The sequence below is a fragment of the Bradyrhizobium sp. USDA 4486 genome (assembly GCF_054057995.1).
This window is the reverse complement of the sequence record NZ_JBSRZV010000001.1, coordinates 8,000,751-8,011,310: the sequence shown is the minus strand read 5'-3', so window position 1 is coordinate 8,011,310 and position 10,560 is coordinate 8,000,751. Positions and strand designations below refer to the sequence as shown.

At 64.2% G+C, this 10,560-nt stretch carries 13 protein-coding genes; 9 read left to right on the top strand and 4 right to left on the bottom strand.

What is annotated here, in order from left to right:
* Nucleotides 1-7 precede the first annotated feature (7 nt).
* A complete protein-coding gene (locus ACVWY3_RS37835) occupies nucleotides 8-871 on the top strand; it encodes a cytochrome c oxidase assembly protein (RefSeq protein WP_456842993.1) in 864 nt (287 codons plus the stop codon).
* Nucleotides 861-1,262, top strand: a complete 402-nt coding sequence (locus tag ACVWY3_RS37830; RefSeq protein WP_456842992.1) for a c-type cytochrome — start codon at nucleotides 861-863, stop codon at nucleotides 1,260-1,262. Before ACVWY3_RS37835 ends, ACVWY3_RS37830 begins: the two co-directional genes overlap by 11 nt.
* 11 nt (nucleotides 1,263-1,273) lie before the next feature.
* Here ACVWY3_RS37830 and ACVWY3_RS37825 read toward each other — a convergent pair whose 3' ends face one another.
* The 4 genes from ACVWY3_RS37825 to ACVWY3_RS37810 form a co-directional block, all read right to left on the bottom strand.
* On the bottom strand, nucleotides 1,274-2,188 hold the full coding sequence (locus tag ACVWY3_RS37825) for a c-type cytochrome (protein ID WP_456842991.1): 915 nt from the start codon (nucleotides 2,186-2,188) through the stop codon (nucleotides 1,274-1,276).
* A gap of 162 nt (nucleotides 2,189-2,350) precedes the next feature.
* On the bottom strand, nucleotides 2,351-3,382 hold the full coding sequence (locus ACVWY3_RS37820) for a hypothetical protein (RefSeq protein ID WP_456842990.1): 1,032 nt from the start codon (nucleotides 3,380-3,382) through the stop codon (nucleotides 2,351-2,353).
* A gap of 14 nt (nucleotides 3,383-3,396) precedes the next feature.
* On the bottom strand, nucleotides 3,397-3,690 hold the full coding sequence (locus ACVWY3_RS37815) for a hypothetical protein (RefSeq protein WP_456842989.1): 294 nt from the start codon (nucleotides 3,688-3,690) through the stop codon (nucleotides 3,397-3,399).
* Nucleotides 3,662-3,847 (bottom strand): hypothetical protein, encoded by a 186-nt coding sequence (locus ACVWY3_RS37810; protein WP_456842988.1) that lies wholly within the window; start codon nucleotides 3,845-3,847, stop codon nucleotides 3,662-3,664. The genes ACVWY3_RS37815 and ACVWY3_RS37810 overlap by 29 nt, the downstream gene beginning before the upstream one ends.
* A gap of 176 nt (nucleotides 3,848-4,023) precedes the next feature.
* On the opposite strand from ACVWY3_RS37810, the gene ACVWY3_RS37805 reads away from it, so the two are divergent.
* From ACVWY3_RS37805 to ACVWY3_RS37775, 7 genes are read left to right on the top strand one after another with little or no spacing between them, the layout of a single operon-like run.
* On the top strand, nucleotides 4,024-5,118 hold the full coding sequence (locus tag ACVWY3_RS37805; protein WP_456842987.1) for an inositol-3-phosphate synthase: 1,095 nt from the start codon (nucleotides 4,024-4,026) through the stop codon (nucleotides 5,116-5,118).
* 6 nt (nucleotides 5,119-5,124) lie between these two features.
* Nucleotides 5,125-5,721: a histidine phosphatase family protein gene (locus ACVWY3_RS37800; RefSeq protein WP_456842986.1), complete on the top strand. Its 597-nt coding sequence runs from the start codon at nucleotides 5,125-5,127 to the stop codon at nucleotides 5,719-5,721.
* On the top strand, nucleotides 5,718-6,821 hold the full coding sequence (locus ACVWY3_RS37795; protein ID WP_456842985.1) for a CgeB family protein: 1,104 nt from the start codon (nucleotides 5,718-5,720) through the stop codon (nucleotides 6,819-6,821). The genes ACVWY3_RS37800 and ACVWY3_RS37795 overlap by 4 nt, the downstream gene beginning before the upstream one ends.
* A gap of 1 nt (nucleotide 6,822) precedes the next feature.
* Entirely contained in the window at nucleotides 6,823-7,629 is an 807-nt protein-coding gene (locus tag ACVWY3_RS37790) for a sugar phosphate nucleotidyltransferase (RefSeq protein WP_456842984.1), read from the top strand.
* Nucleotides 7,626-8,393, top strand: a complete 768-nt coding sequence (locus ACVWY3_RS37785; protein WP_456842983.1) for a TIGR04290 family methyltransferase — start codon at nucleotides 7,626-7,628, stop codon at nucleotides 8,391-8,393. Before ACVWY3_RS37790 ends, ACVWY3_RS37785 begins: the two co-directional genes overlap by 4 nt.
* On the top strand, nucleotides 8,390-9,343 hold the full coding sequence (locus ACVWY3_RS37780) for a beta-xylosidase (protein ID WP_456842982.1): 954 nt from the start codon (nucleotides 8,390-8,392) through the stop codon (nucleotides 9,341-9,343). Before ACVWY3_RS37785 ends, ACVWY3_RS37780 begins: the two co-directional genes overlap by 4 nt.
* Nucleotides 9,331-10,536 carry a phosphopentomutase gene (locus ACVWY3_RS37775; protein WP_456842981.1) on the top strand — a complete coding sequence of 402 codons (1,206 nt, stop codon included), beginning with the start codon at nucleotides 9,331-9,333 and terminating at the stop codon, nucleotides 10,534-10,536. The genes ACVWY3_RS37780 and ACVWY3_RS37775 overlap by 13 nt, the downstream gene beginning before the upstream one ends.
* The last annotated feature ends 24 nt before the right edge of the window (nucleotides 10,537-10,560 follow it).

Sequence of the window (10,560 nt, the reverse complement as noted above, 5' to 3'; positions counted from 1 at the left end):
CCTGCTCATGGCGAGCCCTGCGCACGCGCATGGACCCGCGCGAGAGCTGACGGGCGCGAGCTGGACGTTCGATCCATGGATTGTCGTCCCCCTCCTCGCCTTCGGCCTGATGTACGGCGTGGGCACGTTCGTGCTGATGAGCCGGCACACACCAACCGCTGCCACGCAGATCATGCACGTTGCCTCCTGCTGGACTGGCTGGCTCTCGCTGACGGCCGCGCTGGTATCGCCGCTGCATTGGCTTGGGGAGCGGATGCTCAGCTTTCACATGATCGAACACGAGATCCTGATGGCGGTGTCCGCACCGCTGATCGTGATCGCCCGACCGGTCGGAACGCTGCTCTGGTCCCTGCCCCGCGGTGGTCGGGTGCTGATCGGACGCGGCATGCGGCATCCCGCCGTCGACGCGGTCTGGTCCTTTTGCAGCACCGGACGCAACGCCACGCTGCTGCACGGGATCGCGATCTGGGCCTGGCATGCGCCGCCGCTGTTCGACGCCGCGGTCGCCGGCGCCATCGTTCATCGGGCGCAGCATCTGAGCTTCTTCCTGATGGCAATTCTGTTCTGGTGGTCCGTGTTTCGGCGCAGTGAAACCGGCGCCGCCGCCTGGCACGTGTTCGTGACGATGCTCCACACCAGCATCCTCGGGGCCCTGATGGCGCTTTCGCCGCGCCTGCTCTACCAGGAGCAGACTGATGCTGCGGCCGCATGGGGCCTGACGCCGCTCGAGGACCAGCAACTCGCCGGCATCATCATGTGGGTGCCGGCGGGAACGATCTATGCCGGTGCCGCCCTGGCTCTGATTGCGTTCTGGATCAGGCGGACTGGCCGACAACAGCGAGAGCAGGCCGATGCGCTTCATGCTGTCTAGGCTGCACGGCTCCGCGCTTGCGGCAGTGGGGCTCCTCATCGCGGCGGCGATCGCGTCGGGGTTTGTCTGGAACTCGCGGCGGCAGACCGAAGGCGTCGCCCGCGCCATCACCGGTGGTGATCCATCACGCGCGCCGGCTTTGATGCGCCGGTATGGCTGCGCCGGCTGTCACACCATCCCCGGTCTTCCCGGCGGTGACGGTCAGGTCGGCGGCTCGCTCGCCGATCTCAGGCAGCGCGTCTATATTGCAGGCGTTGCGCCGAACTCGCCCGACAATCTCGTGCGATGGATCGTCGCGCCGCAGACCTTCTCGCCGCGAACGGCGATGCCTGCGACCGGCATCAGCGCCTCCGAGGCGCGCGACATCGCAGCCTATCTCTATGCACAATAACGCGGGCGCACTCAGGGCTTGGCCGTCGGCCGGGATGGCAGCGACTTGACGAAGTTCGCGATCGCCTGCCGATCGCTGTCCGGCAGCATGGCAAGGTTGGTAATGACATCGGACATCGAGGCGCCGACGCGACCGTGGTTCGGCGTGGCTCCGGTTTTCAGCAAGTCGGCCAGTTGCTGCTCCGACCAATCACCGAGGCGCTCGGGTGTGATGTTGGGGTAGAAGCCGGCGCCTTCCGGATCCTGCCCACCGGCATAGCGCGTGCCCGACTTGATGCCGCCGAACATGTCGCGGGATGAGTGGCACTCTGCGCAATGGGCCAGCGCTTCCGCAAGATAACGCCCGCGATTCCATCTCTCATCATGTGCGGGATCCGGAGCCATTGGACCCGGCCTGAAATAGAGAAGCTTCCAAAAACCGACAAAGCGTCGGATGCCGAACAAGAGATTGAGTTCGTGCCCGGGGGGGCGCCCGCTGACAGCGGGCAGCGTGCGCAAATAGGCCATGAGATCCTGCACATCTTCGACGCGCATTTGCGTGAAGCTCGCATATGGAAATACCGGATAATAGTGGCTTCCGACCGGAGAGACGCCGTTCAGGAGCGCGTTGGCGAGATCTCTCGCGGTCCACTTGCCGATACCATCGATCGGGTCCATCGAGATGTTTGGGGCGCGGAACGTCCCGTACCGCGAGGCGAGCGCCAATCCACCACCGAGATGCAGGCGGTCCGGCTGTCCGGGCGAGGCGTGGCAGGACGCGCAGTCGCCGGCAGCGAAGACAAGCCTGCCTCTTTCGGGGTCGCCCTGCTCCGAGATGCGGCTCAGATCAGCGGTTGCAAAGAGCGCGGGCGCGGTGATCAGCCAGCTTGCGGCAGCGACCAACACCGCCACCACGATGCCTATCATCGACCAGACCCAAACGCGCATTTGGTGGTATTTCCATCGGGAGCCACTTGGTCAGAGCCAACGGACGGCGTTCGTTGCTGTTCCTCAGGCCTACAGCTATGCTGTCAGGAACATCGGATCGGCTTGCGCGTCGAGTCGGGTCAATGCAGCGATCGGCAGACATCACTGTCCGACTATCACACATCAGAGTCGCAAACCTCCAGCACTGCCGAAGGGGGCCTCATCGTCCTGTGCACGGCAGCATCGGCTTCCTTGGGCCGGTCCCTCCTGTTGATGTTGCTCGATGACGGCGGTCTCGTGATCCTGCCGGGCCCTGGCGCGCGCCCGAAGTGCAGACCGCACATCGTCAATGACGCCAGCCCAATCGCCGCTGGTCTTTTGATGGAACAATCGAAGGCTCGGATACCAGAATGATCGGTCGCCCGTCGCCGGCCAGCGCCAGTCGCAGTCGGATGGGAGAAGCACCCAGGCCTCACAGCCAAGTGCGCCGACCAGATGCGCGACCATGGTGTCGACGCAGATGACAAGATCGAGCGCCTGGACCAGGCGCCCCAAGGCAGCAATGTCCGGCGTACTGACATCTCGCGCGCCGATCATACCACACTGCACGGAGCCCGGCCCACGCTGCAGCGAGTACAGTCCAACGCCGTCGCCGCCAAGGCACTTCAACAGATGCGCCGGAATTGCGCGGTCCCTGGCCCAATTGCCGACCTCCCACACCAGGCCGACGCATAGCCTGTCGCGCGCATCAGGCAGCTCCACAGGGCGGGAGGGCGGCAGTTCGAGATACGGCTCTCGCATCTCGACCGTCCCGCGCTCCGCCCGGATGGCGTGCGGCACCTCCATGATCTCGATATCCACGTCGAAACCCACATCCGGGGTGCCATCGTGGAGCGGCACAGCGCGGTCGACGCCCTTGATGCGTTCGGCGAGAGTGATGAGCTCCGGCTGACACCAGACCGTCACCCGGCGGGCGATCGCGCGCAGGGCGGGCATGAAACGAAGAAACTGGATAGTATCGCCGAGCCCGTGGTAGCAGCGCACCAACACATGCCTGCCGGTCAGGTCTTCCCCCCGCCAGATCCGCTGGAAGTGTCGCGGACCGGTGTGCTTGGCCGGAGCGGAGTGCTTCGCGAGATATTCATCCGTGATCGCCCATGCGCGCTGAAACTCGCCGGCGCGCATCGCCTCGGTCCATCCGTCGGCCCCGCTCATTGGCGGCGGCCCGTCTAGCGTCGGACGAACTTGTGGAACCGGCTCAGCTTCCCGTCCTTGGTGCGATCCTGGTGAAGGAAGGCGATCCCCGTCTCGTCGAACTTCTCGAAGAACTCGTCCCAGCCGATCCGATCGAGGCCCTCATCCTCGGGGCCGAAATCGATGCGCAGGATGCCGGCGTGCCCGTCCTCCTCCGTCGCCGTGACAGTCGCGGGCTTTCCGCCGCGCTCTTCCGCCCATTTGCGAATGACGTCGTGATCGGTCGTCGTTTGCGCTTCGCTATCGCTTCTCTTGGTGCTTGCAGACATTGGCTCCTCGCTTCCTGCCCGATCCTGCCCGACCAAAAACGGCAGCCGCCATCAGGTCAGGCTCCGCCATAAACACCGGCAAGCGGGATTGGTTCTTAGGAATCCTGCGCGAGGGGGCGCGCGTGAAGACAGCAAGGATCATCTTCTTCATCTTCATCCTGGAAGCTCTTTGTTCCTGGAGAACGCCGGCCGATTCTATCCTGGGATAATCTACTCTGATTTTGTCGGCCTGAATCGCTGGATGCCGCGCGCCAGGGCCTTTGACGCTGGAACGAACATACCTTCCGCACGTTCGCCGAGCTACTTACGCTGCTTCGCGGAGGATCACTTTCAATGCATTCACGTCTTCAGGACAGACGACGCGTGCGCGTCGGCTTGGTTGGAGTTGGCAACTGCGCGAGCTCGCTTGTTCAGGGCCTCACATATTACCGCGAGGCCCGCTCGAACGAGCCGGTCCCGGGTCTGATGAATGCCGACCTCGGCGGCTATCACATCAGTGACATCCAGATCGCCTCGGCCTTCGACGTCAATGCGAACAAGGTCGGCCGCGATGTTGCGGACGCAATCTGGGCCGCTCCCAACAATACGCATCGATTTTCCGACGTCGACAGGACCGGCGTCATCGTGCAGCGTGGCCCAGTCCTTGACGGCGTCGGACGCTATCTCGAACAGGACATCCCGATCGCCGACGTGCCCGAGGCCGACGTATCCGAGATCCTTGCCACGTCACGAACCGATGTCCTCGTGTCCTACCTTCCGGTCGGCTCGCAGCAGGCAAGCGAATGGTACGCCTCGCGCGCGCTCGAGGCCGGCTGCGGATACGTCAATTGCATCCCGGTCTTCATCGCGTCGAATCCCGCCTGGTGCCAGCGCTTCGAGGATGCGGGCCTTCCAATCATCGGGGACGACATCAAGAGCCAGGTCGGCGCCACCATCCTGCACCGCGTGCTCGCCAACCTGTTCCGCGACCGCGGCGTGCGGCTCGATCGCACCTACCAGCTGAACGTCGGCGGCAATACCGACTTCAAGAACATGCTGGAGCGCGAGCGGCTCACCTCCAAGAAGATTTCGAAGACGCAGGCCGTCACCAGCCAGTTCGACGTGCCGATGGAGCCCGACAACATCCACGTCGGCCCGAGCGATCACGTGCCATGGCTCACCGATCGCAAGCTCGCATTCATCCGTCTGGAAGGCACGACGTTCGGTGGAGTGCCGCTCAGTGCCGAAGTGAAGCTCGAGGTATGGGATTCCCCCAACTCGGCCGGCGTCGTCATCGACGCGGTGCGCTGCGCCAAGCTCGCGATGGATCGCGGCCTTGCCGGCGCGCTGACCGGACCGTCGAGCTATTTCATGAAATCGCCCCCCCAGCAGTTCACCGATGAGGAGGCTCGTCGCCGGACGCGCGCCTTCATTGAGGACAAGGCTTGAGGCGCGATGTCGAAAATCATTCACCTCATCCGGCACGGCCACCACGCGCTGCTCGGCCACGTCTTGTGCGGCCGGATGGCCGGCGTGGAGCTCGACGAGGTCGGGTGCATCCAGATGTCAAGCACTGCGGAGCAGCTGCGCCCCCGGCCCGCCATCATCCAGTCGAGCCCGCAGCGGCGGGCCCTGCAATCGGCGAGCATCCTGGCCGCTCATCTCGGGCAAGCCGTCGAAATCGTGCCAGCGCTGGATGAACTCGACTACGGAGCATGGACGGGTCGGACTTTTGCGGAGCTCGACGGCGACGCGCACTGGTCACTCTGGAATAGCGCGCGTGCAACGAGCCATCCGCCCGGCGGCGAATCCATGCAGGCCTTGCAGCAACGCGTGGTCGGTCATATCGAGCATCTCTTTGGCGATCCCTGCTCCGATATCGTCGCGGTCGTAAGCCATGCCGAAACGATCCGCGCCGCCCTGCTGCACTATGCCGGCATCGCACTCGACGACTTCCTCGCCATCGAGATCGATCCTGCCAGCATCAGCACACTTTCGATCAAAGGCACGAAACTGCAGATCGTGGCGATCAATCAACAGGTGCCAGCGTGAAGATCGTAATCTTTGGCCTGACAGTATCAAGCTCGTGGGGTAACGGCCACGCGACCCTGTGGCGCGGCCTCTGCAAGAACCTCGTGCGATTGGGGCATAGCATCGTGTTCTTCGAACGCGACGTGCCCTGGTATGCCGGCACGCGCGACTTGCATGAACTGCTGGGCGGCCGGCTCGAGCTGTTCTCGTCCTGGGACGACATCAGCGCCAAGGCACGCGCCGACGTATCCGAGGCCGATGTCGCGATCGTAACATCCTATTGTCCGGATGCACTGGCCGCGACCGCGCTGATTCTCGATGTGCGTCGTGCCGCTCCCGTATTTTACGACCTCGACACGCCAGTCACGCTGGCGAAGCTCCGTGCGGGTGACGCCGTGCCCTATGTCGGCCCCCGGGGGTTTGCAGACTTCGCACTGGTGCTGAGCTTTACGGGCGGCCCGCTCATCTCGGATGAATTCCGCAGCAAGCTCGCCGCTCGCCAGGTTCAGCCTCTCTATGGCCATGTCGATACCGATATCCACCGGCCCGTCCCGCCCCGACCACATTATCGCGCGGCGCTGTCCTATCTCGGCACCTATTCAGAAGACCGTCAACGCGCGCTCGAAACCCTCTTCGTCGAGCCTGCCCGCGAGCGTCAGGATCTCCGCTTTCTGATCGGCGGAGCGCAGTACCCCGCGGATTTTCCGTGGTCGCCGAACATCTACTTCGTCCGGCATCTGCCTCCTGACGAACATGCGCCATTCTTCGCCTCGTCCCGGCTCACGCTCAACGTGACGCGACGGGCGATGGCGGAGATGGGCTGGTGTCCCTCGGGCCGGCTGTTCGAGGCCGCCGCCTGCGGCACTCCACTGCTCAGCGATGACTGGCCGGGCATCGGCGAGTTCTTTGCGCCCGGCGAGGAGATCCTGCTGGCGCACGATGGCGGCGAGGTGCTGGCCGCCTTGGAGATGGCCGCTGACGAGTTGCAGCGCATTGCGAAGCGGGCGCGCGAACGGACACTGGACCAGCACACATCCGAACATCGCGCCCGCGAATTGATCGCACTGCTGGAGGACGCGGTCCACGGCGGCCTCCCCCATCAGCACGTCGAGGAGGCCTGACATGTGGGGCATCGTTCCGGCCGCTGGCCGCGGCAGCCGTATCCAGCCGTTGGCGTTTTCCAAGGAGCTCCTGCCGGTCGGCAGCCGGCGCGACAATGGCACGGAGCGTCCCTGCGCGGTCGCCGAATATCTCCTCGAGCGCCTGATCCTGGGCGGCGCCGACAAGATCTGTTTCATCATCTCTTCCGGCAAGTCCGACATTCTCGAATATTTCGGCGATCACTATGGCGGCGCCCAGCTCGCCTATGTCGTGCAGCCCGATGCATCGGGCCTGTGCGATGCCGTCTTCAGGGCGAGCACGGTCGTCGGAGAGCACGAGGATGTCATCGTCGGTTTGCCCGACACCGTCTGGTTTCCCAAACCGGCCCTTCAGGCCTTGCCCGACGCCGACCTTTCATTCCTCCTGTTCCCGGTCGAGCACCCCGAGTTTTTCGATGCCGTCGTGCTGGATGGCGAGCGCGTGAGGGAAATCCAGGTGAAGCAGCCGGAGCCGAGTTCGCGCTGGATCTGGGGCGCCTTCAAGATGTCCGCGCATGGCTTTCGCGAGCTTCAGACGCTCTGGAACCAGCGCCTGCGCCGCGACGAATACTTTGGGACCTTGGTCAACGCCTATCTCGAAACCGGAGGAATCGGGATCGGAGTCAAAGCGGGAGAATCCTATGTCGATGTCGGCACAGTCCATGGTTATCACACCGCAATGGCGCTGCTCGCCGAGGGCGGCAGCGGCGACGGCCAATCGACCCTGCGGGCCGGCGCATCCGAGAGCGTCCAGTCGGCCGCGACGATGAACGATGGAGCTAACATATGACTCGAGGCGCCCTCTCTCGTGAGGAAATCCGCCGCCGCGTCGACGCGCTGGGCCCATGGTTTCACAATCTGGACCTGAATGGCGTGCCGACCGCGCCGTCGCACTTCCTGGGCGACTATCCCAACGTGAAATGGCGACGCTTCTCAGGGGTCATCCCGGATCGGCTCGACGGCAAAACCGTACTCGATATCGGCTGCAACGCCGGATTTTACGCGATGGAAATGAAACGGCGCGGTGCCGAGCGTGTGCTCGGTCTCGACACCGACGAGGAGTATCTGGCGCAGGCGCGGTTCGCCGCCGAGGTGAACGGTCTCCGGATCGAATTCCGCAGGATGTCGACCTATGATGTCGGCCAGCTTCACGAAAAATTCGATCTCGTGATCTTCATGGGCGTGCTCTACCATCTCCGGCATCCGCTGCTCGCGCTCGACCTGATCCACGAGCACGTAGCGGGCGATCTCATGCTGTTTCAGTCGATGCTGCGCGGCGACGGCCGCGTCGATCCCATCGACAAGGACTACGACTTCTGGACCACCGACCAGTTCGGCTCTCCCGGGTACCCGAAGCTGCATTTCATCGAGAACAGCTATGCCGGCGATCCCACCAACTGGTGGGTGCCAAACCGCGCCTGCGTCGAAGCCATGCTGCGCAGTGCCGGGTTCGCCATTGCAGCTCATCCCGAGGACGAGGTGTATCTGTGCAGGCGGACGGCACGGCCGCAGGCCGAAGGCTTCGCCGGTTCGTCAAACGGGGGCGGCCGATGATCGAAGCCGCCAAGATCTGGAACGAGCCGAACAACAAGTCGCATTGGGACATCCTGATCGATCCCGACTGGGCGATGTTTGCGTCCATGGCGATCGCCGCAGGCAAGGCGATCCACAGCGCGCACCCCGCATTGCCGCGCGTGCTCGGCGGCATGTCGCCGATCGACCCGTCATTCGTGCTGAACCTGCAGGGGCGCGGCGTGCTCGACCATGTCGATGCGGTGGCCGTTCACGGCTTTCCGCTGGACTGGAACCTATGGCAGATCGGCGAATGGCCGGCCAAGGTTGAAGAGATCAAGGCGGTCACCTCGCTTCCGGTCTGGGTAACCGAGGTCGGTGTCTCGTCCTTCGGCGCAGAGGAGGTGCAGGCCTGGGGCTTGTCGCGCACCGCAGAGCTCCTGACCGGCCGCACGCCGCGCATCCACTGGTACAGCCTCTACGATCTTCCCTCCACCTGGGAGGCCACGACGCGGCACAAGGAGGCAGAAGGCTCCTCCTATTACCGGCATTTCCATATGGGCTTGTTGCGCGAGGACGGCACGCCGAAAGCCGCACTGGAGCTGTTCGGCCAATATGCGCCTGCCATGGGTCTGTGCCAGTGGTTTCACTTCGAGGATCATCGGCTCGACGACGCCGTGCGCTGGATGCGCCGCCTTGGCGTGGTGCATCTGAGGACCGGCTTGGCCTGGGCCGACAGCTTCCGTCCCGATGCGCTCAACTGGTTCGATCGCCAGATGGATGCGCTGGCAGAGTTCCAGGTCACCGTCACCTTCTGCTTCACGCCCGAGCACCGAGGCCTCGCGCCGCATCACACGAGCCCGCCCCGCGACGTGAACGAGTTCGCGGATTTCTGTGCGCAGATGATCGACCGCTACTGTACCAGGACCGGGTTGGCGCCGTCGGCGTCGCCACCTGCCACGCTTCTCGGGGAGCCGACATGCGTGCCTTGATCCTGGTGATGGATTCCGTCGGGATCGGCGCAGCCCCCGATGCCGCCAACTATGGCGACGAGGGAGCCGACACGGTCGGACACATTGCCGACGCCTGTATGCGCGGTGAAGCCGATAGCCCCAATCGCGCGGGAGCCCTCCAGCTTCCCAATCTCGTCGCGCTCGGCCTTGGACAAGCCTGCCGGCTGGCCGCTGGACGCGCGCCGCCCGGGCTCAGCGGCCGGGCTGAGACCGCGCAATTCGGGTGTGCGAGCGAAGTTTCAAGGGGCAAGGATACACCCTCAGGTCACTGGGAGATCGCCGGCGTGCCGGTGCCGTTCGACTGGGGCTATTTTCCCAGATCCGTGCCGTGCTTCCCACCCGATCTGGTGAATCGCTTTTGCGAGCAGGCCGGCCTTCCCGGCATCCTCGGCAATTGCCATGCCTCTGGGACTGAGATCATCAGCGAGCTTGGCGAACGCCACATGCGAAGCGGCGAGCCAATCTGCTATACCTCCGCCGACAGCGTGTTCCAGATAGCAGTGCACGAGGAGACCTTCGGCCTGGAACGCCTCTACGAGGTCTGTTCGATCGCCCGAAGGTTGGTTGATCCTTTCAACATCGGCCGCGTCATTGCCCGGCCCTTCGTCGGTCATTCCAGAAAGGACTTCAGACGAACCGCGCATCGGCGGGATTTTGCCGTTCCGCCGCCCGGTCAGACCGTACTCGATCTGGCCGAGGCTGACGGACGCGACGTCGTCTCGATCGGCAAGATCGACGACATTTTTGCTCATCGCGGCACAGGGCGAAACAGGCGTGGCGACGGCAACGAAGCGCTTTTCGATGCCACGCTTGAGGGGCTGAATGGCCTGGCTGACGGCGGTCTCCTGTTCGCCAACTTCATCGACTTCGACACGATCTACGGGCACCGCCGTGACGTAGCCGGCTATGCCGCGGCTCTCGAAGCATTCGACGCTCGCCTGCCGGACTTGCTGGCCCGGCTCCGAAACGACGATCTTCTGATCATCACCGCCGATCATGGCTGCGATCCGACCTGGCGCGGCACCGATCACACGCGCGAGCAGGTGCCGATCCTCTCTTGTAACGCAAAGCCGACTGCGCCGATCGGCCGCCGCGCCAGCTTCTCGGACGTCGGCGCCACCGTCGTGAAGTACCTCCAGCTCCCGCCGCTGCGCTACGGCACGGCATTCTGAAGGAGCGCCTGTCCGGGCGAGGCT

Bases quoted from the DNA above. Each gene is read 5' to 3' on its own strand.
- ACVWY3_RS37835 (WP_456842993.1), top strand. From the start codon at position 8: ATGGCGAGCCCTGCGCACGCGCATGGACCCGCGCGAGAGCTGACGGGC.
- ACVWY3_RS37830 (WP_456842992.1), top strand. From the start codon at position 861: ATGCTGTCTAGGCTGCACGGCTCCGCGCTTGCGGCAGTGGGGCTCCTC.
- ACVWY3_RS37825 (WP_456842991.1), bottom strand. From the start codon at position 2,188: ATGCGCGTTTGGGTCTGGTCGATGATAGGCATCGTGGTGGCGGTGTTG.
- ACVWY3_RS37820 (WP_456842990.1), bottom strand. From the start codon at position 3,382: ATGAGCGGGGCCGACGGATGGACCGAGGCGATGCGCGCCGGCGAGTTT.
- ACVWY3_RS37815 (WP_456842989.1), bottom strand. From the start codon at position 3,690: ATGTCTGCAAGCACCAAGAGAAGCGATAGCGAAGCGCAAACGACGACC.
- ACVWY3_RS37810 (WP_456842988.1), bottom strand. From the start codon at position 3,847: ATGAAGATGAAGAAGATGATCCTTGCTGTCTTCACGCGCGCCCCCTCG.
- ACVWY3_RS37805 (WP_456842987.1), top strand. From the start codon at position 4,024: ATGCATTCACGTCTTCAGGACAGACGACGCGTGCGCGTCGGCTTGGTT.
- ACVWY3_RS37800 (WP_456842986.1), top strand. From the start codon at position 5,125: ATGTCGAAAATCATTCACCTCATCCGGCACGGCCACCACGCGCTGCTC.
- ACVWY3_RS37790 (WP_456842984.1), top strand. From the start codon at position 6,823: ATGTGGGGCATCGTTCCGGCCGCTGGCCGCGGCAGCCGTATCCAGCCG.
- ACVWY3_RS37785 (WP_456842983.1), top strand. From the start codon at position 7,626: ATGACTCGAGGCGCCCTCTCTCGTGAGGAAATCCGCCGCCGCGTCGAC.
- ACVWY3_RS37780 (WP_456842982.1), top strand. From the start codon at position 8,390: ATGATCGAAGCCGCCAAGATCTGGAACGAGCCGAACAACAAGTCGCAT.
- ACVWY3_RS37775 (WP_456842981.1), top strand. From the start codon at position 9,331: ATGCGTGCCTTGATCCTGGTGATGGATTCCGTCGGGATCGGCGCAGCC.